At 67.7% G+C, this 22,493-nt stretch carries 21 protein-coding genes; 6 read left to right on the top strand and 15 right to left on the bottom strand.

Annotated features, from left to right (window positions below):
• Positions 1-119: 119 nt before the first annotated feature.
• The 4 genes from BAMB_RS22690 to osmF are packed head-to-tail and all read right to left on the bottom strand — an operon-like array spanning position 120 to position 3,914.
• Positions 120-887, bottom strand: a complete 768-nt coding sequence (locus BAMB_RS22690) for an ABC transporter permease (RefSeq protein WP_011659507.1) — start codon at positions 885-887, stop codon at positions 120-122.
• A complete protein-coding gene (locus BAMB_RS22685) occupies positions 884-1,822 on the bottom strand; it encodes an ABC transporter ATP-binding protein (RefSeq protein ID WP_011659506.1) in 939 nt (312 codons plus the stop codon). The genes BAMB_RS22690 and BAMB_RS22685 overlap by 4 nt, the downstream gene beginning before the upstream one ends.
• Positions 1,819-2,997 carry an ABC transporter permease gene (locus BAMB_RS22680; protein WP_011659505.1) on the bottom strand — a complete coding sequence of 393 codons (1,179 nt, stop codon included), beginning with the start codon at positions 2,995-2,997 and terminating at the stop codon, positions 1,819-1,821. The genes BAMB_RS22685 and BAMB_RS22680 overlap by 4 nt, the downstream gene beginning before the upstream one ends.
• A complete protein-coding gene (gene osmF, locus BAMB_RS22675; protein ID WP_011659504.1) occupies positions 2,994-3,914 on the bottom strand; it encodes a glycine betaine ABC transporter substrate-binding protein OsmF in 921 nt (306 codons plus the stop codon). Before osmF ends, BAMB_RS22680 begins: the two co-directional genes overlap by 4 nt.
• 166 nt (positions 3,915-4,080) lie before the next feature.
• On the opposite strand from osmF, the gene BAMB_RS22670 reads away from it, so the two are divergent.
• Positions 4,081-5,013, top strand: coding sequence for a 2-hydroxyacid dehydrogenase (locus BAMB_RS22670; RefSeq protein WP_011659503.1), 933 nt, complete (start codon positions 4,081-4,083; stop codon positions 5,011-5,013).
• A 16-nt stretch (positions 5,014-5,029) separates the two neighbouring features.
• On the opposite strand, the gene BAMB_RS35470 is transcribed toward BAMB_RS22670, so the two are convergent.
• The 3 genes from BAMB_RS35470 to BAMB_RS35465 form a co-directional block, all read right to left on the bottom strand.
• Complete coding sequence (locus tag BAMB_RS35470) at positions 5,030-5,305, bottom strand: hypothetical protein (RefSeq protein WP_127456194.1); 276 nt, start codon at positions 5,303-5,305, stop codon at positions 5,030-5,032.
• Positions 5,306-5,412: 107 nt separating this feature from the next.
• Positions 5,413-7,368 carry a Xaa-Pro dipeptidyl-peptidase gene (locus tag BAMB_RS22660; protein ID WP_011659501.1) on the bottom strand — a complete coding sequence of 652 codons (1,956 nt, stop codon included), beginning with the start codon at positions 7,366-7,368 and terminating at the stop codon, positions 5,413-5,415.
• Between the two features lie 608 nt (positions 7,369-7,976).
• On the bottom strand, positions 7,977-8,315 hold the full coding sequence (locus BAMB_RS35465) for a helix-turn-helix domain-containing protein (RefSeq protein ID WP_041491522.1): 339 nt from the start codon (positions 8,313-8,315) through the stop codon (positions 7,977-7,979).
• A gap of 78 nt (positions 8,316-8,393) precedes the next feature.
• Between BAMB_RS35465 and BAMB_RS22650 the strand changes: the two genes are divergently transcribed.
• Positions 8,394-9,296, top strand: coding sequence for a hypothetical protein (locus BAMB_RS22650; protein ID WP_011659499.1), 903 nt, complete (start codon positions 8,394-8,396; stop codon positions 9,294-9,296).
• Between the two features lie 277 nt (positions 9,297-9,573).
• Positions 9,574-9,804, top strand: coding sequence for a hypothetical protein (locus tag BAMB_RS22645; RefSeq protein WP_011659498.1), 231 nt, complete (start codon positions 9,574-9,576; stop codon positions 9,802-9,804).
• A gap of 119 nt (positions 9,805-9,923) precedes the next feature.
• On the opposite strand, the gene BAMB_RS22640 is transcribed toward BAMB_RS22645, so the two are convergent.
• From BAMB_RS22640 to BAMB_RS22620, 5 genes are all read right to left on the bottom strand, one after another.
• Positions 9,924-10,931 carry an aldo/keto reductase gene (locus BAMB_RS22640; RefSeq protein ID WP_011659497.1) on the bottom strand — a complete coding sequence of 336 codons (1,008 nt, stop codon included), beginning with the start codon at positions 10,929-10,931 and terminating at the stop codon, positions 9,924-9,926.
• A gap of 111 nt (positions 10,932-11,042) precedes the next feature.
• Positions 11,043-11,942 carry a LysR family transcriptional regulator gene (locus tag BAMB_RS22635; protein WP_012366758.1) on the bottom strand — a complete coding sequence of 300 codons (900 nt, stop codon included), beginning with the start codon at positions 11,940-11,942 and terminating at the stop codon, positions 11,043-11,045.
• A 154-nt stretch (positions 11,943-12,096) separates the two neighbouring features.
• Complete coding sequence (locus BAMB_RS22630; protein WP_012366757.1) at positions 12,097-12,945, bottom strand: alpha/beta hydrolase; 849 nt, start codon at positions 12,943-12,945, stop codon at positions 12,097-12,099.
• 221 nt (positions 12,946-13,166) lie between these two features.
• Positions 13,167-13,598, bottom strand: coding sequence for a YciI family protein (locus BAMB_RS22625; RefSeq protein WP_011659494.1), 432 nt, complete (start codon positions 13,596-13,598; stop codon positions 13,167-13,169).
• A gap of 258 nt (positions 13,599-13,856) precedes the next feature.
• Positions 13,857-15,626 (bottom strand): ATP-binding protein, encoded by a 1,770-nt coding sequence (locus tag BAMB_RS22620; protein WP_011659493.1) that lies wholly within the window; start codon positions 15,624-15,626, stop codon positions 13,857-13,859.
• 153 nt (positions 15,627-15,779) lie between these two features.
• On the opposite strand from BAMB_RS22620, the gene BAMB_RS22615 reads away from it, so the two are divergent.
• The gene (locus BAMB_RS22615; protein WP_006752702.1) at positions 15,780-16,010 is read left to right on the top strand and encodes a hypothetical protein; all 231 of its coding nucleotides are present in this window, start codon (positions 15,780-15,782) and stop codon (positions 16,008-16,010) included.
• Between the two features lie 48 nt (positions 16,011-16,058).
• Here the strand turns inward: BAMB_RS22615 and BAMB_RS22610 are convergent, their stop codons facing one another.
• From BAMB_RS22610 to BAMB_RS22600, 3 genes are all read right to left on the bottom strand, one after another.
• Positions 16,059-16,763, bottom strand: a complete 705-nt coding sequence (locus BAMB_RS22610; protein WP_011659492.1) for an oxygen-binding di-iron domain-containing protein — start codon at positions 16,761-16,763, stop codon at positions 16,059-16,061.
• Between the two features lie 168 nt (positions 16,764-16,931).
• Positions 16,932-17,702 (bottom strand): ABC transporter permease, encoded by a 771-nt coding sequence (locus BAMB_RS22605; RefSeq protein ID WP_006752704.1) that lies wholly within the window; start codon positions 17,700-17,702, stop codon positions 16,932-16,934.
• Between the two features lie 5 nt (positions 17,703-17,707).
• Positions 17,708-18,652 (bottom strand): ABC transporter ATP-binding protein, encoded by a 945-nt coding sequence (locus tag BAMB_RS22600; RefSeq protein WP_011659491.1) that lies wholly within the window; start codon positions 18,650-18,652, stop codon positions 17,708-17,710.
• A gap of 862 nt (positions 18,653-19,514) precedes the next feature.
• Here BAMB_RS22600 and BAMB_RS22595 point away from each other — a divergent pair.
• Both BAMB_RS22595 and BAMB_RS22590 read left to right on the top strand, forming a co-directional pair.
• The gene (locus tag BAMB_RS22595) at positions 19,515-21,113 is read left to right on the top strand and encodes a DUF2957 domain-containing protein (protein WP_011659488.1); all 1,599 of its coding nucleotides are present in this window, start codon (positions 19,515-19,517) and stop codon (positions 21,111-21,113) included.
• A gap of 71 nt (positions 21,114-21,184) precedes the next feature.
• Positions 21,185-22,438, top strand: a complete 1,254-nt coding sequence (locus BAMB_RS22590; protein WP_011659487.1) for a DUF2957 domain-containing protein — start codon at positions 21,185-21,187, stop codon at positions 22,436-22,438.
• Positions 22,439-22,493 lie beyond the last annotated feature (55 nt).

Genomic DNA, 22,493 nt, shown 5'->3' with positions numbered 1-22,493 from the left:
CGCGCGCCGTGCGCAGACGGGATCGTTGCACGAACACGCATCGGAGTCCGGATCAAGCCCGCCCCGATTTTTTGTCGCGCCGTCTTTTTCGCGGGCAGCGCCGCGACGCCAGGCGCTTGCTACGGCCGCCGCGCACTCGCCACCCGTGCCAGCGCGCCGATCGCATCGCTGACCAGCACGGCGAGCAGCCCGACGATCACGCCGCCCTGCAGCACGAACGCCGTGTTCGAGGTCTGCAGGCCCGCGATGATGACGTCGCCGAGCCCGCGCGCGGCCACCGTCGACCCGATCGTCGCGGTCCCGAGATTGATCACGACCGCGAGCCGGATGCCGTTCACGATCACCGGAAACGCGAGCGGCAGCTCGACCGACACCAGTTGTTGCCAGCCGCTCATCCCCATCCCGCGCGCGGCGTCGACGACGTCGCGCGGCACGTCCTCGAGCCCCGCGATCGTGCTCTCGAAAATCGGCAGGAGCCCGTACAGAACGAGCGCGATCAGCACGGGTTTCAACCCGAAGCCGACGGCTGGCACCGCGAGCGCGAGCACGGCGACCGGCGGAAAGGTCTGGCCGATGTCGACGACGCTGCGCGCGACCGGCAGGAAATCCGCGCCGGCGGGCCGCGTGACCGCGATGCCGGCCGCGACCGCGATCAGCATGCCGATCAGGCTCGACAGCGCGACGGTGCCGAGGTGCGCGAGCGTGAGGTCGAGCAGGCTCGCGCGATCGTAGATGACCGGCGCGCCGTTGTCCGCGAACGGCGCGAACACGCCCTGCAGCCACGCGGGACGCAACAGCAGCACGAGCAACAGCGCGAGCGCGGCCGCGCGCGCGACGTACGCGGGCAGCCGCCGCGGCACGGGTGAACGCGCGGGCCGCGGCGTCATGCGGGCTTCCTCGCGTGCGCGCGGATCGCGCCGAGCGTGATGCGTCGCGCATCGCGCCCGTTGCCGTCGTCGACCGGCAATGCGTCGACGCCGCGCCACAGCAGCTCGGACACCGCATCGCGCAGCGTGCGCGTCGCGGCGATCGGTTCGCCGTCGGCGTGACCGGATTCGGCCACCGCATCGATCGGCGTCAGCGCGAGCAGGCGCAGCGGCCGGTCGACGCCCGCGACGAGCTGTTCGACCACGCCCGCCGCCGGTTTGCCGAGAATCTCGGCCGGCGACGCGACCTGCAGCAGCCGGCCGCCGTCCATCACCGCGATCGTGTCGCCGAGCTTCAGCGCTTCCTCGATATCGTGCGTGACGATCACGACCGTGATGCCGAGGCGGCGCTGCAGCGCGTACAGGTCGTCCTGCGCCTTGTTGCGGATGATCGGATCGAGCGCGCCGAACGGCTCGTCCATCAGCAGCATCGCGGGCTCGGCCGCGAGCGCGCGCGCGACGCCGACACGCTGCTGCTGGCCGCCCGACAGTTCATGCGGCAGCTTGTCCGCGAATTCGGACGGCGCGAGGTGAAACAGTTCGAGCAGTTCGCGCACGCGCGCGTCGATGCGCGCGGCCGGCCAGCCGAGCAGGCGCGGCACGGTCGCGATATTGCGCGCGACGCTCCAGTGCGGGAACAGGCCGTGCCCCTGGATCACGTAGCCGATGCGCCGCCGCAGCTGCTCGGGCGGAACGCTCGCGGTGTCGACGCCGTCGATGCGGATCGTGCCGCTGGTCGGCGCGATCAGCCGGTTGATCATCCGCAGCAGCGTCGACTTGCCGCTGCCCGATGCGCCGACGAGCGCGGTGATCGTGCCTTGCTTCATCGTCAGCGACACGTCGTCGACGGCGGTGATGTCGCCAAAGCGTTTGCCGAGGCGTTCGATCTCGATCATGCAGTACGTCCCTTCGCGAGCGTGGTCGCGGCTTCGAACACGACGGCGGCTGCCAGCGCGAGTGCGATCGTCGGGATCGCGCCGAGCAGCACGAGATCGGCGGCCGATTGTCCGATCCCTTGGAAGATGAAGGTGCCGAATCCGCCGCCGCCAATCAATGCGGCGACCGCGGTCAGCCCGATGTTCTGCACCAGCACGATGCGCACGCCGCTCAGGATCACCGGCAGCGCGAGCACGAGGTCGACACCGAGCAGCCGCTGCACGCGCGTCATGCCCATCGCGCGTGCCGCTTCGGTCACATGCGGCGGCACCTGCTCGAGTCCGACCACGACGCTCGATGCGATCGGCAGCAACGAGTAGAGAAACAGCGCGAGCACGGCCGGCGCGACGCCGATCCCGCGGATGCCGAGCGCGGCCGCGAGCGGCACGTGCGCGGCGAGCAGGCCGAGCGGCGCCATCATCAGCCCGTACATCGCGATGCTCGGGATCGTCTGCACGATATTGAGCACCGGCATCACGACGGTGCGTACCGGTGCGATCCGCGCGCACGCGATGCCGAGCGGCACGCCCGCGACGAGCGCGGCCGCGACCGAGCCGCCCGCGAGCGACACGTGCCGGATGGCCTCGCGCCAGAAGTCGTCGGTGCGCACCGCATATTCGCGCATCACGGAAAGGCCGTCCCACCAGCCGCTCGCGAGCGGCACCGATATCGCCGCGATTACGACGGCGAGCGCGACGAGGCGCCGCCACGGGCCGAAGGCGAGCCGCGCGAGCGCGTCCGCGACGAGCACGGCCCACGCGAACAGCAGCAGCCAGACGCCTGCCGCGGGCGACACGCGCGCGAGCATGTCGTCGGGCGCGACGACGTGCGCCGCGGCCGCGCCGACCGCATACGCGAGCGTCGCGAGCCACGTGGAGCCGGCCGCGAGCCGCCATCCGGGACGGCTCGCCGTCATCGCCCACAGCGCGCCGACGATCCACAGTGCAGCGAGCGCGGCGCCCTGCGCGGCCGGCAGCGCGGCGAATACCGACAGCCCCGTGCCGGCCGCGATGCGGTTCGGCCGCAGTACCATGAACGGCATGCCGACCACCGCGACGATCGTCAGGACACCGATCAGAATGCCGACCTTGTCGAGCGTGATGCGCCGCGCGGACGCCACGGCGCGATCCGTCACTTGACGAAGCCCTTCGATTTCAGATAGCTCTTGGCCACGCCGGCCGCCGGTTCGCCATTGATCTGGATGCGTGCATTCAGTGCTTGCAGCGTCTTCAGGTCGAGGCTCGAGAACACGGGCTTCAGGTAGTCGGCGATCTGCGGATGCGCCTTCAGCGCGGCTTCGCGAATCACGGGTGCCGGCGCATAGACGGGCTGCACGTGCTTGTCGTCGTCGAGCACGACGAGGCCGCTCGAGGCGATGCCGCCATCGGTGCCGTACACCATCGCGGCGTTCACGCCGTCGGTCTGGTTTGCGGCGGCCTTGATCGTCGCGGCGGTGTCGCCGCCGGACAGCACGACGAGCTGGTCGGGTTTCAGCTTGAAGCCGTATGCCTTCTCGAACGACGGCAGCGCGGATGGGCTGTTCACGAACTCGGCCGACGCGGCAAGCTTCACCTTGCCGCCGCCCACGGTCCACTTGCCGAAATCGGAGAGGGTCTTCAGGTGCTGCGATTGCGCGACGGGCGCGAGCACGGCGACGCCCCACGTATTGTTCGCGGGCGCCGGCGTGAGCCAGACGAGATGGTTCGCCGCGTAGTCGAGCTTCTTCGCGGTGTCGTAGCCCTGGCTTGCGTTCTTCCACGCGGGATCGTCGGCCTTGTTGAAGAAGAACGCGGCGTTGCCCGTGTATTCGGGGTAGATGTCGATCTCGCCGCTGGTCAGCGCCTTGCGTACGATCGGCGTCGTGCCGAGTGCGATCTTTTCGGTGACGGGGATGCCGTGGGCCTTCAGCACCTGCGCGATGACGTTGCCGAGCAGGTTGCCTTCGGTATCGATCTTCGACGACACCACGACGGGCGTGTCGGCACGCGCACCGGGCGCGACGGCGGCGGCGAGTGCGAGGCCCAGGATCCGGGCGGGCAGGGCGAGTTTCATCGAGGCCAATCTCCAGGACGGGGGCGTACGCCGAAAGTTACTTGACTGAGCCGGCTTTGGCAAACCGCGTGCGGCGGCGTGTCCACAGCCTGTGTGGGGATTACCCGCATCCGTCACGCGGGCTTGTTACACTGAAATCCGTTCCCGCCTGCGGACACTTGCTGACATGAAGCCAGAACTGCTGGTCCTCATCGCATTGCGCGGCGAAGCGCATCGCGAGATCGCCGCGTCGTTCGACGTGCGCCATGCCCCGACCGCCGACGAACGCGAACGCGCGATCGCCGAACACGGCGGGACGATTCGCGCGGTACTGACCAACGGCAGCACGGGCCTGGCGGCTGCCGACATCGACCGCCTTCCGCAGCTCACGTTCGTCAGCGCGCTCGGCGCGGGTTACGAGCATATCGACGTCGCGCACGCGAAGGCGCGCGGCATCACGGTCGTCACGGGCGCCGGCACCAACGACGATTGCGTCGCCGACCACGCGTTCGCGCTGTTGCTCGCGACGGTGCGCGATGTCGTGAGGCTCGATGCGAAAACCCGCGCAGGCGTGTGGCGTGAAGGGCTGCCGATGCCGCCGAACGTATCGGGCAAGAAGCTTGGCATCGTCGGGCTCGGGAAGATCGGCGAGAAGTGCGCGCGCCGTGCGGCCGGCTTCGACATCGAGGTCGGCTATCACAGCCGTTCGCCGAAGGACGCCGCGCCATACCGCTATTTCGACCGGCTCGACGCGCTCGCGCAGTGGGCCGATTTCCTGATCGTCGCGACGCCGGGCGGCGCGGGCACCCGGCATCTGATCGATCGCGCGGTGCTCGACGCGCTTGGCCCGGGCGGCTTTCTCGTCAACGTGTCGCGCGGCAGCGTTGTCGATACCGCTGCTCTGGCGGACGCGCTGCGCGAGAAACGCATCGCGGGCGCAGGGCTCGACGTGTACGAAGGCGAGCCCGAACCGCCGCGCGCGTTGACCGGTCTCGACAACATCGTGCTGACGCCGCATATGGGCGGCTGGTCGCCCGAGGCGCTCGACCGGTCGGTCCAGCAGTTTCTCGACAATGCCGCCCGGCATTTTGCCGGGCAGGCGGTGCTGACACCGTTGTGAGCGTGCCGTTCTGTGGTCAGGCCGCGGTTGATCGCAGCTTTGCAGAACGGCGGCAAGCGGCCATGTGAATCCGCTGGCGACGCGCATCGGCGTCGCGTATTCGGACATACGCTATCGGCGCGTGCACGAGTTTGCGGAACGCGACCACCACTGCAGCATGTTCGTCGCGCAGTCGCTCGGGCGCGGCCGGCATCTCGACCTCACCGCGCGGGTTCAGTACGAAAACAGGAACCTGCACGAACAATAGGGATCGCCGAATGAGCAGATCATGTTCGCCTGTCAGGAACGGCACGCCGTCACGGCGACGGAGCAACAACGCGTTGCACGGCTCAACCGATGAACCGCGCACCACCGGGCAACGCGCGAGCGAAGCACGGGGTGCGCGGCCACATTACAGCGTCAGGACGACACCAGCGGCACCGTGACCGACGTGCCCGCCGGATCGAGCGCGAGCCCCGTGCCCGGTGTGGGCCGCAGCGTCGCCTCGTTGTCACTCGACAGCACGACGAGGCCGAGCTTGTGACCCGCTTCGAGCTTGTAGTCGCGCGGCATGAACGTCAGCTTCAGGTCATACGGCATCCCCGGCAGCACGGGCTCCGAGAACCAGTCCGACAAGCGATTGCGCGGATCGGTCCATGCCCGCGTGACGATCGTCGCCGTGCCGTCCGGCGCGCGGTCGACCAGCAGCGCCGTCACGTTCGCGACGCCGGTGAAGGTCAGCCGCACGCGTGCGGTCGCGGTGCCGGACAGGCGCGTCGCGGCCGTGAACGGGGCCGTCTCGAAGCGGCCGCGATGCTCGCCGGTCGTGGCGTTCGCCAGCGTGAGCGCCGGGATCGACGCATCGTCGGTGAAGCGCGCGAGCGGGCCGCCGCTCGGCATCCGCAGCAGCGTGCCGGTGCCGGCGCCGTCGCCGCCCGCGAAATACGCGACCGGCGTAGCGTGCCGCGCGGCCCAGTCCGCTTCTTTCAGCAACGTGCCGTCGGCCTGCTCGACCACCGCGCGCGGATCGCGATCCACGCCGTTGTCGACGCCGATCAGGTAGCGCGTGAACCAGCGGTTCACCTCCGCGGTCCATGCTTCGGCCATCGCCGGCACGCGGGTCGGGTCGGTATGCTTCAGCCGATGCAGCCACAGCTGCGTCGGCACGCCCTGACGCCGCATCGCGAGATACCACGACGTCGACTGGTCGGTGCGCACGTTGTCGTCGGTCAGCCCTTGCGCGACGAGCGCCGGCGCGACCGCGTACGCGGTCGGAATGTCGCGCGCGGCCCAGAACGGAGAGTAGTTGCCCGTCTTGCGGTCTTCCTGCTGCAGCGCCTCGTCGATCAGGTGCGTGCAGCGCTCCGGATGCGCATTCGTCAGCAGCGCCTTGATATAGACGTCGACGTCCTCGCCCTGATAGCCCTCCGGCGCGCGCACGAGCCCGCCCGAGCGGTAGTAGCCGTACATGTTCGACAGCCCGGCGACCGGCACGATCGCGTCGAGCCCGCGCGTGCGCAGGCTCGCGACCATCTTCGGCAGCGTGCCGTCGTACGACACGCCGTACATGCCGACGTGGCCCGTCGACCAGTTCGCGACGACCGGCTTGCCGTTCGCATCCTTCGCGGTCGCGTCGCGGCCGAGCCAGCGGATCACCGACGCCATCGCGACGGATTCGTCGCGCGTGAGGATCGTCGGGCAACCGTCGGAACCGGCGGTGCCGAGCGAATCGGCATAGACGATCGTGAAGCCGCGCTGCACGAAATAACCTTCGATCCATGAACGGCCGGCCGCGGCCGCTTCGAGCTGCTGCAGCATCCGCACTTGCGGCGCGGCAGCCATGACCCGCGCGGACGCGCCGCCGGGCGCGGCTGCCGCCGCGGCGGGATGCGGCGTGCCGTCGAGTTCGACGTCGACGTCGTGGTTGGGGCTGTCGGCGAGCCCGGCGTAGTACGGGCTCGCGAGCACGATGACCGGCGTGCGCGCGCCGTTGGCCGTTTCGGACGGACGCACGATGCGCACGTGAATGCGGTCGCGCGTACCGTCGCCGTCGGAATCGACCGGCGTGTCGACCCACGCGTTCTCCTCGATCGTGCCGCCGGAAAGGGACGGCTGTACCTGGCCGTTGCTGATCACCGGCCGGTAGCGTCCGCCGCTGGCCGGATTCGCATACGGGACGCCGGACGGCGACACGCGCCCCGATGCGTTGTCCGCCGATGCGGCGCTGTCGCCTTGTTGATCCTGACCTTGACCCTGCGCGAGTGCGGACACGCCCGCCACGCTGCCGCCGTCGTCACCGCCGCACGCGGCGAGCGTCGCCGCTGCGACGAGCGCGGGAAGCCATGCGCGACGCGATCCTCTGAAATGAAATTGCATTGCCGACCTCGTTCTTGTGATTGTGTGTGGACGACCGGTCCGCGATACACCCCCTGCGGGCCGGGCCGATTACTGCCTGCAACGAAGAGGAAACTGCACCGTCGGGAAAGCGGCGGCGCCACGCATGCGCGTCACGCAGGACTGCGAATCAAATGCACGGAGCCGGCTGCGCGTCCTTCCAGCTGAAACGGAACGACATCATTCGATGAAACGGGGATGTTGCGAGCTGCGGTGCTGCGCTGCGGAAACACGACGCGACGCGCGTGCGGCGACGGAATGAAACGGATCGGCGGTTTCGGCCGCGACGCGCATCGTGATGGCTTGCCGGTTCGCGTTTGCTTTCCGGAAGCTTGCGCAAAACTTATCTCAGTGAAATCGTCGTGTCAAACTTTTTTAACCGCCGGTAAATAAAGTTTCAGCGCGTTGCCGATGCGGGCGTGTGGCGCGATTGCGATTGCGATGCGCATGTGCGGCGACGTGCTTGCGCTTGCGCCGTATCGCATCGCACGAAGCAAAACGGGCGATGACGAATCGTATTCGCCACCGCCCGCCGGTTACTTGCCGTCAGCCTTCCTTCCAGTCACGTAGTCATCAACGCATGCGCGCCGTCACCTGTCGTCGGCTTTCGCCTGCAGATCCTTCAATCCCTGAATCACGACCAGCAGCGCGCGGCCGTGCTCGTCGGAGCCGTCCCAGGCGTCGACGATCGCGTCGCGCAGCAGATCGTTGTAACGGCGGCGCGCGGGGCCGGTATCGACGCCGTAGAAACTGCATAGCTTGTTGAATGGCCCGCTGCGCCGCAACCGATGCCCGTTCGACAGCCGCAGGCGCGAGACGGTGGGCTGGCTGACCCCGGAAAGTCGCGCGATTTCGCTGGACGAGCGCGTGTCCGCCATCAGACGGCGTAACAGGTCTTGTACAGGAAAATCGTGGTCCGGGGCTTCCATGCGATGCATTATACATATACAGTTACGGTTGTTGAATGGGCTTGCTGTCACCAGCGAGGCTGTATCCCGAGAAAGTCGATGACACTGAAACATCTCCCTCCCACGTTCTGCTGGACGAAGATCGGTACCGAGTCCGGCGAGGAACTGCCGACCATCGTGCTCCGCAAGGAATGGGAGCGCCGGCTCGGGGGCGGGCGTTTTCTGTGGGGCATCAACCAGCCGCTCGGCAGCAGCGCGCAAGTCGCCGCGCATCGCACGGGCTCGCTGCTCGCGCTGTTTTCGCCGGTCGCGGCGCGCACGCGGTCAGGCGAGCGCAGGCGCGAGGACGCGCTGCTGTGGAATGCATGGGTCGATGCGAGCGGCCAGGTGCGGCCGCTGCCGCCGCACACGTTCATCGCGAGCCGCTCGACGCTGCCGTCGGGCCGGCGCCGCGAACAGCACTACGCGCTCGTCTGCGTATCGTCCACCGCGCTGACGGTCGGCACGCAATTGCGCGTGTTCCCCGATCACCTGCGCAGCGTGAGCACGGGCAAGCCGCTCGGCGTCGCGCAGGGCGCGGCCGTGGTCGACTGCGTCGGGCGCGCGAAGGAGCAAACCGGCAAGAGCTATCCGCTCGCGCTGTCGGTCGAACTCGAAGCACCGTATTTCGTGCGGCTCGCGCAGCCGTGCGTGCTGAAGGCGCGCGATCTCGCCGACGTGAACAAGGCGACGCGGGCCGGCGATTTCGATCGCTTCGTCGAACTGGTCGCGCGCTTGCGCGGCCGATCGCCGACGGATGCCGTGCGCGGCGTCACGCGCGACCTGTTCGACGTGCCGCCGATCGAAACGGCCGCCGCCTACGTCGCGCCCACGCATGCCGGGCGGCTGCGCAGCCGGCCGGCGGTCGAGCACCCGCGCGAGCTCACCGGCGATCTGTTCGATCTGTCGTCTGAAGCGGCCGCGTTTGGCGGTATCGCGCATCCGCGCATCGGGCGCGCGTGATGTTCGCGCCGCTCATGCGCGGCGTGGATTGCAGGGTAGCAAGCTGATGTGCGCGCAACGACACATGCCGGTGTCGCCGCCATTTCGGCGCGCGCAAGAATTTGTTGCAATCTCGCCATAGCGGATCGGCGAGCGTCGCGCGACAATCGCCACGGAAGCACGCCGCATGGTGGCTGTGCGTCGGCAGGCTGCCTGCCGTCGTTCACGTCGCCGACATGCGCAACACGCACACTGAGCGTCGGCTTGCTTCACACAGCAACCTGAGGGAGAAGTGTCGATGTCGACCCACATCTGTTCGCGGGAAGCACGGGCTGCACAACGCTTCGTCGAAGCGACGCGCAACGTCGATCAGGCGTTTCGCGCGGTGCGCGGCGAAAGCGATGACGACATCTCGTCCGGCGAATATGCACGCGCGATGTCGCGTCTCGATCGCGCGCTGGACGAACTGGCGCGTGCGCAGGAATTCTTCGATCGCGTGGTGAACGCCGACGCGGCGCACTGCAACTGAAGCCGCGGTTTCTGCTTTCGCTTTCACCGCCGTCGTTTTTTCGTTTTCGTTTGTTTGCCGCGTCGCGCTACGCCCGGCGTGCCGACGCGTCACCGCGCCACCGCGTCAGCAGCCGCACCTCACACCTTTCGCCCTTCGACCGGATAGCCAGGATCCGTATAACCGTGCGTCGACGCATGTCCCGGCGGCACCAGCGAATCGACGAAGCGTTCGTCGTCGGGGCCCAGCTCGAGCGTCAGCGCATCGATGTAGCTGTCCCAGTGCGCGTCGGTGCGCGGCCCGGCGATCGTCGAGCTGACGATCCGGTTCTTCATCACCCACGCGAGCGCGAACGCGACGGACGTCGTGCCGCGCGCCGCCGCATGCGCGGCCACCTGCTGCGCGATGTGCAGCGACTCGGGCCGCCATTCCGTCTGCTGGATGCGCCGGTCGCCGCGGCCCGCACGCGAATCGGCGGGCGGTGGCGCGTCCGGCGCGTATTTGCCGGTCAGCACGCCGCGCGCGAGCGGGCTGTACGGCACGACGCCGATGCCGTAATGCGCGGCCGCCGGCAGCTGTTCGACTTCGGCCGTGCGATCGACCAGGTTGTACAGCGGCTCGCTCGCCACCGGACGATCGATGCCGAGCTGGTCGGCGATGCGTACGATTTCGGCGATGCGCCAGCCCTTGAAGTTCGACAGCCCGACGTAGCGCACCTTGCCTTGGCGGATCAGGTCGGCCACCGCGCGCATCCCTTCTTCGAGCGGCGCATCGGTCAGCGTGCGATGGAAATACAGGATGTCGATGTACTCGGTGCCGAGCCGCTTCAGGCTCGCGTCGACCGATTCGTAGATCCATTTGCGCGACTGGCCCTGACGGTTCGGCCCGGCATCCGGCGCGGCCGGATAGCCGAACTTCGTCGCGACGACCCAGCTGTTGCGATGCCGCGCGATCGCACGGCCGACGATTTCTTCCGAGCGTCCGGCGTGATAGACGTCGGCCGTGTCGATGAAGTTGACGCCCTGGTCGAACGCCTTGTCGATGATGCGCGTCGACGTCGCTTCATCGGTTTCGCCGCCGAACATCATCGTGCCGAGACACAGCGGCGACACCTTCAGCGCGCTGCGCCCGAGATAGCGGTAATCCATGCAAGAGGCTCCATGCGGGCGAGCGCCCGTGTTGGTTAGACATCGACGATGGTAGCCACCGACGTGCTTATCGATAATCCCCAGGGATGTGCATGCACTTATCGAACCGCTTCATGAATGGCCGGGATGGCGCAGTGCATCCACGATCAGCGCGAATGCACGAGACGATTGCCGCCGGCTCGCGTAGTACAGGTGATGGCCGGGGAATGTCGGACACCAGTCGTCGAGCACGCTGACGAGCCGGCCGGCTTCGACGTGCGGCGCGGCGAGTTCGGCCGGCACGTAGGCGAGGCCGTAGCCGGCGAGCGCGGCGTCGAGCATTTCATAGGTGCCGTTGAACGTGACCTGGCCGTCGACGCGCACCTGCAGCGTGTCGTCGCCGCGCGCGAGTTCCCACGCGTACAGCGCGCCGTGCGTCGGCAGGCGCAGGTTGATGCAGTCGTGCGCGACGAGATCCTGCGGCGTCGCCGGCGGCTCGCGTTCCGCGAAATACGCGGGCGCGCCGACGATCGCCATCTTGAGGTCGGGCGAGATGCGTACCGCGATCATGTCCTTTGCGACCTGGTCGCCGAGCCGCACGCCGATGTCGAAGCGTTGCGCGACGATGTCGGACAGCCCGTAGTCGGTCACGAACTCGACCTTCAGGTCGCGGTAGTCGCGCAGGATCGGCGACAGCCGCGGCCACAGCAGCGTGCGGATCACGTAGTCGGTCGCGTTGATGCGCACGGTGCCGGCCGGCTTGTCGCGCAGCTCGGCGAGCGCCGACAGTTCGTCCTCGATTTCGTCGAAGCGCGGCGCGAGATTCTGCAGCAGGCGCTCGCCGGCTTCGGTCGGCGCCACGCTGCGTGTCGTGCGTGTGAGCAGCCGCACGCCGAGACGCGTCTCGAGCGCGCGGATCGTATGGCTGAGTGCGGATTGCGACACGCCGAGCCGGGCGGCGGCGCGCGTGAAGCTGCGCTCGCGCGCGACGGCGATGAAGGCGAGCAGGTCGGCAAAGTTGTCGCGCGGCATGGAGGAAGTCGGGTGGTCGATGCCTGCGCATCCTACCATCGGGCTGCCGCGCGATGCGCCGGCGCGAGGGCTCGGCAACGCGGCAACGCTGCCGCGTGCGTCAGCCGGCGTGCGTCATGCGCGCCGGATGGCTCGCGATGCGGGTGTGCGGATCCTACGCATAGCCGCCGTGCTGGAACGACGTCGCGAAGAACCGCATCTGGTAGCCGATCGCATGCGCCCAGTAGTCCCACGTATGGCCGCCCGGACGCTCCGCATAGTCGTGCGGCACGCCGAGCGCGACGAGGCGTTCGTGCAGCGTGCGGTTCGAGCTGACCAATGCGTCGTCGCGGCCGCAGTCGATCGTCAGGTCCAGATGCGCGCGGACGAACGCGCGCGCGCTTTCGACGATCGCGTTGCGGTTCCAGAACGATGCATGGCGGCCGGGGTCGCCGAATACGTGATCGATGCCGGGTTCGTCCTCGCAGCAGCGCGGATCGACCGCGCCGCTGATGCTGCCGACCGCGCCGAACGTGTCGGGCCGGTCGAGCGCGATGCGCAGCGCGCCGAAGCCGCCCATGCTGAGCCCGGTGATCGCGCGCGCGCGCTTGGTCGCGATCGTCCGGAAGTGCATGTCGACATAGGACACGACTTCGTCGCCGACGAAGGTTTCGTAGCGGCTGCCCGAGTCGAACGGGCTGTCGATGTACCAGCTTTCGTGGCCGCCGTCGGGCATCACGAGGATCACGCGGTAGCGATCGGCCAGCGCGGCGATGCGGGTGTTCGCGGTCCAGTCGGTGTGGTCGCCGCCGGAGCCGTGCAGCAGATAGACGACCGGAAAGCGTTCGACGCCGCGTTCCGGGCCGTGGCGCAGGCGTGCGTAGTCGTCGGGCAGCACGACGGTCGCCTTCAGCGTCTCGTTCATCGCGGCACTCGGAATCGCGACGACCCGCGCCTGAAAGGCGATGGCCGGGCCCGCGACGGCGAGCAGCAGCACTAGCCACAACGCGCGTATCAGGTTCATTGTGCCTCGCATCGGGAAAACCCTGTACGGCGACTCTAGCAACCGCGCCTTTCAACCATATTTCGGCGAAACCTACGGGTTGTCAGGTGGGTGGGGGCAGCCGCGCACGTCAGCCGAAACAGCGCGCGAGCGTCTCCTGCAATGCGGCGGGCCGCTCGGCCGGTATCAGGTGCCCGCAGCTGGCGCACCCGCGCCCCTACCGCACCGGCCCCCGGCCCGGCTCACGCGTCGTGCTTGCGATCCATCTCCGCGCGCAGCCGCGCTTCCTGTTCCTGAAGCTCCGGCGTGAATGCTTCGCCGAAGTCCTCGGGCGAGAAGATCGGCCGGATCTCGATGTCCGACTCGGTCGGCATGGGATTCGGGCAGCGCTTGACCCATTCGACGGCTTCTTCCATCGAATTTACCTGCCACAGCCAGTAGCCGGCGATCAGTTCCTTGGTCTCGGCGAACGGGCCGTCGATGACGGTTCGGTCCTTGCCGGAGAAATGCACGCGCTTGCCGCGCGAACTCGGATGGAGGCCTTCGCCGGCAAGCATCACGCCGGCCTTCACGAGTTCCTCGTTGTACTTGCCCATCGCGGCCAGCAGTTCGGTATCGGGCATCGCGCCCGCTTCGGAAGAGGCCGTTGCCTTGACGATCACCATGACGCGCATTGTCGTTGCTCCTTGAACGTGAAAGGGAGAATCCGCTATCGGCCGGCCGTGGGGGCCGGCAAATCGATCGGTTACGACACTACGACGCGCGACGATCGCTCGAATCGACATCGCGCACGGAAAAATTTCGGCGACCGGCGATCGGTGAGCGGTGAAGCGCCGCGGCGTATCCGACGTCGTCCGAGCGGCAACGGGTGCCGGAAAGGTCCGGGGGCTCGAGGACCGACTCCGCCGCACGCATGCCGACACGTCACCCGCTCACGCCGCCTTTGGATGCGCGTCGAGCATGTCGCGGATCCGGGCCGCGAGTTCGTCGCGGCGGTACGGCTTGCCGAGCAGCATGACGCCGGGGTCGAGCCGCCCGGAGTGGAAAATCTCGTCGCGCGTGTAGCCGGACGTGAACAGCACCGGCAACGGCGGCGTGCGCTGCGCGGCGCGGCGCGCGAGTTCGCCGCCCTTGATGCGGCCCGGCATGATCACGTCGGTAAACAGCAGGTCGATATGCGCGTCGCAGTCGAGTATCTGCAGCGCGGCTTCGCCGTCGGACGCGGTCAGCACCTTGTAGCCGAGCTGCGTAAGCATGTCGACCACGGTCAGCCGGACCTCCGCGTCGTCCTCGACGACCAGGATGGTTTCGCGGCCGCGCGCGGCATCGTGCTGCGGCACGCGGGCAGGCTCTTCCGCGCAGTCGTCGTGACAGCGCGGAAATGTGAGCCGCACGGTCGTGCCCTGGCCCGGCGTGCTTTCGATCGACGTATGGCCGCCGCTTTGCTTGACGAAACCGAACACCATGCTCAGCCCGAGCCCGGTGCCTTCGCCGTCCGGCTTGGTCGTGAAGAACGGTTCGAACACGCGCTCGAGCACGTCGGCCGTCATGCCGGCCCCCGTATCGCTGATCTCGAACGTCACGTATTCGCCGGCCGGCAATGGCGAGCGCCGTGCGCCGCCGGCCTGCGTGGGATGCGCGTCGTTGTACGCGGCGATCGTCAGCGTGCCGTCGCCGCTCATCGCGTCGCGCGCATTGATCGCAAGATTGAGCAGCGCGTTCTCGAGCTGGTGCCGGTCGGCGAGCACGTTGCCGACGTCGGGCGCCAGCGCGGTGACGATCCGCACGGTTTCGCCGAGCGCGCGGTGCAGCATCTCGCTCATCCCGTGGATCAACTGATGCGGATTGAGCACCGTCGCCGACAACGGCTGGCGGCGCGCGAAGGCCAGCAGGTGCGACGCCAGTTGCGCGCCGCGCCGCACCGCGTTGTTCGCGCTTTCGATTCGCGGCTGCGCGCTCGCGCGCTCGCCGAGCTCGACGGCCAGAATCTGCAGGTTGCCGCTGATCACCTGCAGCACGTTGTTGAAGTCGTGCGCGATGCCGCCGGTCAGGCTGCCGATCGCTTCCATCTTCTGCGAGTGGCGCAACTGCTCCTCGACCGCCGCGCGCTCGGCGATCGCATCGGCCACGCGTTGCTCGAGCGTTTCGGTCAGGCGGCGCAGCGCATCGTTGGACGACTGCAGCGCCGCTTCCGCCTGTTCGCGATGACGCGTGGCGAGCACGCGTTCGGTCGTCTCGATCACGACGGCGAGCACCCCGCCCGGTGCGCCATCGTCGTCGGGCAGCGGGCTGTAGTGCAGATCCATCCATACGTCTTCGGGGCGCCCGCTGCGCAGCAGCACGAGCTCCTTGTCGCGATACGACAGCGTGCCGCCGGCGAGGCAGGTGTTCATCACGTTCCGGTTGAACTCGGCGACCTCGGGCCAGCCGAGCTCGACCGGCTGGCCGAGCAGATAGGGGTGGCGCCCGCCGGCGAACCCGGCATACGCGTCGTTGTAGATCATGTAGCCGGGCCGGCCCCACAGCATCACCAGCGGCAGCGGCGACGCGAGCACGGTGCGCACGGCAGCGACGAGGCTCGCCGACCAGCCGTCGAGCGGGCCGAGGCCGGTGGACGACCAGTCGAAGGCAGCGACGCGCCGGGCCATTTCGCCTTCCCAGCCCGGGCAATCATGATGCTGCGCGAATAATTCGGCATGCATGGAAACGCTCCGTTAATGACATGACGGCCGCGGCCTGCGCGGCGAGTCGCGTGAGCCGATTCATTCTAGTGCAGATCGATCGCGCGGCGGGGCTCCGGAATCGCCTGTCAAAACTGGTATGCTGACCAGCATCACGTTCATGTGGAGGGCGCCATGGCAACGAAGGAAGTCTCGAAGAAAAAATACCTCAAGATCCTGAACAAACGCCTGCGGGCCGAGCCCGATGCGCCGGCCGGCGCGTCGTTCGTGTTCTTTCCGGTCGGCGCGAAGGCCCGGCATGCGACGGGCGTCGCGTCCGGCGAGCCGCACAGCAAACGTGAGCTCGCGGTGATGGCCGCGGTCCAGAGCAAGGCGGCCGCCGAATTCGTCGTGACCGGCGCCTGACCGGCGTCTGACCAGCCAAGGCCGGCCGCACGGCGCCGCGCGTGCGCGCTACGCCGCCGCGGCCGCCTCGCAGTGGGCGATGACACCGGCGATCACGCGCGGAATGTCGTGCGTGATCGCCGGGCCGTGCATCGGCAGGATGATGTCGAGATCGAGCGCCTGGATGCGGCGCAGCGCGCGCGCCAGGTGCGCGAGCGACGGCAGGTAGTCGGAGCGCGTGATTGCATCGAGGATCTCGGGCAGAGGATCGTCGGCGTCCTCCCGGCCGAAGCGCATCAGGATGTCCGACGACAGCAGCGCCTTGTACGCCGGCAGATACACGACGAGCGCATCCCACTGATGCACGTGCGTCGTGAACACCGGCACGACGCCGGTGCCCGACAGCGTCGTCGGCTCCCCATCCTTCAGCGGAATCGCGCGCACGCCGAACACGTCGGCGAGCCCCCATGTACACATCGGATGTCCGTACGCGACGAGCGCCGGGTTGGCCGCGAGGAAATCGGGCAGCGCGCCCATTTCGTCGGCCTCGAAGTGCGGGACGATCACGCTGCTGACCATCGACGGCGCGATGCCGACGCCGTCGAGCGCCGCGCTCAGCTGCGTGAAATTGGACCGGGTGCCCGTTTCGACGCACAGCACGTCACCGTGCGGCGATCGTACGAAGAACTGGCTGAAGCACAGGTTCAGCGTGTCGACGTAGGTCGTCGCGCGAAACAGGCCGTCGCGGACGGCGTCGATTCGGGAGGCGCTCATTGGGTCCTCGCGCAGGGAAGGGGGCGGAGCCGCGCCGCCCGTGCCCCGCTCGTTGCGGTGCCACAGGCGGCAGCGGTCGATCTTCCGATCCAGTCTAGCAGCGCCGCCCCGGATGCGCGAACCGGCGATCGCAGCGGCCGTGCCGGGTGCACGGCAGCACGCGCTGCGTCAGTTCTTCAGCTTGTAGCCGGTGCGGAACATCCACGCGACGATCGCGAGCAGGATCGCGAGGAACAGCGTGGTCGCCGCGAGGCTGATCCCCACGTGCACGTCGGCCAGCCCGTAGAACGACCAGCGGAAGCCGCTGATCAGGTAGACGATCGGGTTGAACAGCGTGACGATGCGCCACGCGGGCGGCAGCATGTCGACCGAATAGAAGCTGCCGCCGAGGAACGTGAGCGGCGTGATGATCAGGAGCGGCACGAGCTGCAGCTTCTCGAAGCTGTCGGCCCAGATGCCGATCACGAAGCCGAACAGGCTGAAGGTGATCGACGTCAGCACGAGGAACAGCACCATCCAGAACGGATGCAGGATGTGCAGCGGCACGAACAGCCCGGCCGTCGCGAGGATGATCACCCCGAGCAGCAGCGACTTCGACGCGGCCGCGCCCACATACGCGATCACGATCTCCCAGTACGACACGGGTGCGGACAATATCTCGTAGATCGTGCCCGTGAAGCGCGGGAAGTAGATGCCGAACGACGCGTTCGAGATGCTCTGCGACAGCAGCGACAGCATCACGAGGCCCGGCACGATGAACGACCCGTAGCCGATCCCGTTCACGTCGCTGATGCGCGAGCCGATCGCCGAACCGAACACGACGAAGTACAGCGACGTCGAGATCACCGGCGCGATGATGCTCTGCATCAGCGTGCGGCGCGTGCGGGCCATTTCGGCGCGATAGATCGCGCGGATGCCGTGGAAATTCCAGTTCGCCATGTGCGTTACGCCCCTTGTGCGCCGTTGCGGCGGTTGTCGATCAGGCTGACGAAAATATCCTCGAGCGAGCTCTGCGTCGTATGCAGGTCGCGAAAGCCGATGCCGGCCGAGCCGAGCGCGTTGATCAGCTTCGCGATGCTCGCGTCGTCGCGCTGCGAGTCGTACGTATAGACGAGCGCGGCGCCGTCGTCCGCACGTTCGAGCCCGAACGTGGCGAGTTCGGCCGGCACGGTCGTAAGCGGGTGTTCGAGCTGCACGGTCAGCTGCTTCTTGCCGAGCTTGCGCATCAGCTCGCGCTTCTCTTCGACGAGCACGAGTTCGCCGCCGAGGATGATGCCGATCCGGTCGGCCATTTCCTCGGCTTCCTCGATGTAGTGCGTGGTCAGCAGGATCGTCACGCCGCTGTCGCGCAGCGAATCGACGAGCTTCCACATGTCGCGGCGCAGCTCGACGTCGACGCCGGCCGTCGGCTCGTCGAGGAACAGGATGCGCGGCTCGTGCGCGAGCGCCTTCGCGATCATCACGCGGCGCTTCATGCCGCCCGACAGCGTCATCAGCTTGTTGTCGCGCTTGTCCCACAGCGACAGCGCCTTCAGTGTCTTCTCGATGTGCGCGGGATCGGGTGCCTTGCCGAACAGGCCGCGGCTGAACGACACGGTCGCCCACACGGTTTCGAACGCGTCGGTCGTCAGCTCCTGCGGCACGAGGCCGATCATTTCGCGCGCCGCGCGATACGCGTCGCGGATGTCGTGGCCGCCGACCGTCACGCGGCCCTCGGTCGGCGTGACGATGCCGCAGATCGAGCCGATCAGCGTGGTCTTGCCCGCGCCGTTCGGCCCGAGCAGCGCGAAGATCTCGCCCGGGCGGATGTCGAGGGTCACGTGCTTCAGCGCCTGGAAGCCGGACGCGTAGGTCTTGGAAAGGTCGGAGACGGAAAGGATCGGTTGCATGCTCACGGATGGCACGGCCGGTCGGTCCGACGCCGCGCGCCGCACGTGCCCGGCGCCGCCGCGAGGCGGGTGGTGTCGGGGGCGGCATGGCGAACGGGCGTCATGTCGAACGGCGTTGTGGTGCGGGATCGCAGGACCGCCATATTAGCAATCGGCAGATGGAAATGCATTTCGATGGAAAGAACATGCGATGCCGGTGCGGGATTTGCGGAAATTGCACATGCGTCATTCAATAAAGCGAGGCTTTATTTAAATCCGGCGAACAATGCGCGTCGTTTTAGCTCGACCGGTGCGCGAGTCGACCACCATCGTTCCCCTGCGCGTTACACCGGGTCGGTATTTGTCTGAGCAAATAAATTGAAGGCCGTTTGAAAAACTGTCAAGCACCTTGAACACATTAGGATTGCGCGGTTCGCGCACGTTTGGAACTCTGCATCCATTTACTTGTGCGGATCGTCCGATCATAGTCTCGTCCAACGACGCATCACGATAACGAATCAAGCGTACGTACGGAGACCAATACATGAGACGCCTATCCGAGGGCCCGGCCGGACTGCCATGTCCGCGCTTTTCGCTGGATGCGGGCACGACGCGAGTCGCGTGCCCGCGTCATCGCATCGTGTTGCCGCTGTAGCGACGCACCACATTTCCGTTTCGATTGTCCCGCCGGCGCCGTGCCGCATGACGGCGCCGCCGGACAGCGCTTGCCTGCCGCGGCGGTCCTGATCGCATCTGCCGATCCGGCCGCGCGGCGCGCATGGCGCGCATCGTCATGCGCCGCGCACGCTCGCGGCGCAATACCAACCGGCGGGCCACGCAGCCCGTCCGTGCGAGACCTGTCGTATCTGAAAAGGAGGGGTTGATGCTTTGCATTCCTGAATGGCGGAAGGCGATCCTGTCGTGCGCCGTGCTGGCGCTGCCGTTCGTCGCCGGTTGCGGCGGCGGCGACGATCCGGGCCCGATCAACGTGCCGCAGTGCTCGGGCAGCGCATGCGGGCCGAGCGGCGCCGAAACGACACCGCCCGTCGTGACGAAGCTGTGTCCGGATTCGCTCGACTACACGACGACCTACACGGGCGGCGCCGGCAGCGGCGAATACGTGAAGGTGAAGTTCGACACGACCCGGCTCACCTATCAGATGCAGTTCATCGAATCGTCGGTGCCGACGTCGGCCGGGCAGGTCAACGACACGCGCGCGGGCCTCACGATCAATGGCGCGTTCCATCATCCGACCAACCTGCCGACGGCCGAGCAGAACCGCTGCGCGTTCGTGCTCGACAGCGGCGCGACGAGCGACGGCGCGTATTCGGTGACGATCAAGCGCACGGATCCGCCGATGCTGTTCGTCGGGAACGGGGTGGTCGGCGGCGGGATTCCGGGCGCGACGATTCAATTCGACGGCATTCCGCTCGCGCCGGGTCTCTATATCGGCACCGTGCCGTCGCGCACGTTCGATTTCTATCCGTTCATCGGCTTTACCGACACCGAGACGGATTTCACCAAGGTGGCCGGCGTGTACAACGAAGTCGGCATTCATCTGTCGCCGACGGGCAGCAGCTACCAGACCGCCACCCCGCAAGGCTGGCAGCCGGATGTCGTGAACTGGAACCAGACGCTCGGCGGGGACGGCACGTGCACGATCACGCCGGGCAGCGACTACTCGTGCCAGACGACCGGTACGCCGTGGACGCTGCGCAAGAACACGGACGGCAGTGCCGACAACGTGTTCGTCAGCAGCGCGAAACCGGGCTTGCCGTATCCGTCGGCCGGCCAGGAGCAGCCGCTCGTGCTGCTGTCGCCGACCCAGGCGCATGGCGTGATGATCGTCGGCAAGCTGAACGGCGCGCTGATACCGATCGTGATTCGCGTCGGCTACTCGCACGCCGATGCGAGCAACCTGCTGGCGTCGGTCGCCGACGCGGAAGTCGGCATCTCGATGCTGTCGCCCGCGCAGGTCGTCGCGGCCAATGTGCTGAAGGGCGGTTTCATCGGGGCGACGAGCGCGTCCGCGTGCGGCGTCGTGACGTCGAACGGCGTGTATGGGGCACCGGGGATTTCGGGACCGAGCTTCGACAGCCTCGTGCCGCATCCGGACCTGCCCGGCACGTTCAACGGCACGTTCTTCATGCCCGAGGCCGGCAACTGCACGGACGGCAGCGCTGTATCGACGCTCGCAGCCAACTACACGTCCACGCTGTTTCAGGGCAATACCGCGGCATTCATCGACCCGCAGACGTCGTCCGTGAGTTCGCAGTTCGCGCTCGACTACACGCAGGCCACGCCCGGCAAGATCAAGGTCACGGCGTCGCAGGACTTCAACGCGAAGGGTGCGAACGGCAACGTGGCGATCTTCAGCAAGGGCGACACCGGTTGGCTGGTGACGGCGGGGAACGTCTACGCGATGGTCGTCAACAACAACAAGATCAACCCGTTCTTCACGGTCGGCGCGTTCGTCCAGTAACGGCGTACTGAACACGGAACACCGGCGGCGCATGCGTCGCCGCCGGCGAATCGAAATTCAAGAGGATTCCTATGAATGTGAAGCATTGGATGGCCGCGGCGTCGCTCGCGCCCGTGCTGGCCGCCTGCGGCGGCGACGGCGACCCGCCGCCCGCACCGGTGGTGCGGCTGTGCCCGCAATCCATCGACTACAACACGGTGTTCATTGGCGGGTCGGGTTCGGGCGAACTCGTGAAGGTGCAGCTCGACACGACGAAGATGACGTACCGGATGACCTACCTCGCGTCGCCCGTGCCGACCACCACAGGGACCGTGCAGCCGACGCGCGACACGGCGCCGGCCAACGTCGTCGACGGCACGCTGGCCGACGAGACCGGCCTGCCGACCGTGAAGCTGAATCAGTGCACGTTCCGGATGCAGAACGCGAGCCTCGACCCGAGCCGGCCGGCACGCCTGTTCCTCGGCGAGGGCGTGCTGGGCGGCGCGATTCCGGGCGCGACGATCCAGTTCGACGGCGTGATCGGCGTCGGCAAGATCACGAAAACGACGTTCCCGTACTACCCGTTCATCAGCTTCTCGTCGCTCGAAACCGATCTGTCGAAGATCGCCGGTACATACAACCAGCTCGGCTACCACCAGGTGCCGTCGCAGAACTTCCAGCCGGTGGCGCTCGACCAGCAGGTGACGATCCACGCGGACGGCAGCTACGTCGAAACGGACAACTTCGGCAAGAAGAACGGCGGGCAGCCGTTCGCGTCGAGCGCGACCGTGAACCAGCCGTTCACGCTGCGCCCCGATGCGCCGGCATTCCAGTCGCTGAACTACCAGCCGCAGGTGCCGCCGACGCTCGCCGCGCTCGATCCGGCGAAGGCCGGCAAGGGAATCCTGATCGTCGGCAAGCTGCGCAACCAGCTCGTGCCGGTGTTCATCCGCACCGGCGCCGCGAACGCGGACCTCACGCAGGGCCCGCCGAGCGCGGACGACGAATCGGGCATCTCGTTCCTGAGCCCCCAGGCGGCGGTCGCGCCGGGCTCGCAGAACGGCGAGTACACGGGCGTCGACAGTGCGTTCAACTACCGCGCGACCGCGCTCGTCGGCGCGCAGGCGACGCTGCTCGATCCGTTCAACGCGTCGCAGGCGGCGCTCACGCGCGCGCTGAACCTCGACTACACGCAGAAGGTGCCGGGCGTCGTGACGACCGTGCATGCCGACGCGGCGTCGGGGCCGGCGACCGGCAAGTTCGTGTTCACCGGCGGTGTGTTCGGGTTCCTCGACATGGCCGATACGAGCAATCCGTACTTCACGGTCGGCGCGTTCGTGCAGTGACCACGCGCGGATGGAGACACGGCGGCGCCGCGCGCGGATGCGCGGCGCCCGGACA

Source organism: Burkholderia ambifaria AMMD (assembly GCF_000203915.1).
Classification (GTDB): domain Bacteria; phylum Pseudomonadota; class Gammaproteobacteria; order Burkholderiales; family Burkholderiaceae; genus Burkholderia; species Burkholderia ambifaria.
This window is presented reverse-complemented; position numbering and strand designations above follow the sequence as displayed.

Excerpts from the sequence above, each read along its gene's own strand:
- BAMB_RS22605 (WP_006752704.1), bottom strand. The coding sequence starts at position 17,702 with ATGGCGAACTGGAATTTCCACGGCATCCGCGCGATCTATCGCGCCGAA.
- BAMB_RS22595 (WP_011659488.1), top strand. The coding sequence starts at position 19,515 with ATGCTTTGCATTCCTGAATGGCGGAAGGCGATCCTGTCGTGCGCCGTG.
- BAMB_RS22590 (WP_011659487.1), top strand. The coding sequence starts at position 21,185 with ATGAATGTGAAGCATTGGATGGCCGCGGCGTCGCTCGCGCCCGTGCTG.
- BAMB_RS22600 (WP_011659491.1), bottom strand. The coding sequence starts at position 18,652 with ATGCAACCGATCCTTTCCGTCTCCGACCTTTCCAAGACCTACGCGTCC.
- BAMB_RS35465 (WP_041491522.1), bottom strand. The coding sequence starts at position 8,315 with ATGGAAGCCCCGGACCACGATTTTCCTGTACAAGACCTGTTACGCCGT.
- BAMB_RS22690 (WP_011659507.1), bottom strand. The coding sequence starts at position 887 with ATGACGCCGCGGCCCGCGCGTTCACCCGTGCCGCGGCGGCTGCCCGCG.
- BAMB_RS22610 (WP_011659492.1), bottom strand. The coding sequence starts at position 16,763 with ATGAGCGCCTCCCGAATCGACGCCGTCCGCGACGGCCTGTTTCGCGCG.
- BAMB_RS22645 (WP_011659498.1), top strand. The coding sequence starts at position 9,574 with ATGTCGACCCACATCTGTTCGCGGGAAGCACGGGCTGCACAACGCTTC.
- BAMB_RS22615 (WP_006752702.1), top strand. The coding sequence starts at position 15,780 with ATGGCAACGAAGGAAGTCTCGAAGAAAAAATACCTCAAGATCCTGAAC.
- BAMB_RS22660 (WP_011659501.1), bottom strand. The coding sequence starts at position 7,368 with ATGCAATTTCATTTCAGAGGATCGCGTCGCGCATGGCTTCCCGCGCTC.
- BAMB_RS22685 (WP_011659506.1), bottom strand. The coding sequence starts at position 1,822 with ATGATCGAGATCGAACGCCTCGGCAAACGCTTTGGCGACATCACCGCC.
- BAMB_RS22635 (WP_012366758.1), bottom strand. The coding sequence starts at position 11,942 with ATGCCGCGCGACAACTTTGCCGACCTGCTCGCCTTCATCGCCGTCGCG.
- BAMB_RS22670 (WP_011659503.1), top strand. The coding sequence starts at position 4,081 with ATGAAGCCAGAACTGCTGGTCCTCATCGCATTGCGCGGCGAAGCGCAT.
- BAMB_RS22625 (WP_011659494.1), bottom strand. The coding sequence starts at position 13,598 with ATGCGCGTCATGGTGATCGTCAAGGCAACGGCCTCTTCCGAAGCGGGC.
- BAMB_RS22650 (WP_011659499.1), top strand. The coding sequence starts at position 8,394 with ATGACACTGAAACATCTCCCTCCCACGTTCTGCTGGACGAAGATCGGT.
- BAMB_RS22630 (WP_012366757.1), bottom strand. The coding sequence starts at position 12,945 with ATGAACCTGATACGCGCGTTGTGGCTAGTGCTGCTGCTCGCCGTCGCG.
- BAMB_RS22640 (WP_011659497.1), bottom strand. The coding sequence starts at position 10,931 with ATGGATTACCGCTATCTCGGGCGCAGCGCGCTGAAGGTGTCGCCGCTG.
- BAMB_RS22620 (WP_011659493.1), bottom strand. The coding sequence starts at position 15,626 with ATGCATGCCGAATTATTCGCGCAGCATCATGATTGCCCGGGCTGGGAA.
- osmF (WP_011659504.1), bottom strand. The coding sequence starts at position 3,914 with ATGAAACTCGCCCTGCCCGCCCGGATCCTGGGCCTCGCACTCGCCGCC.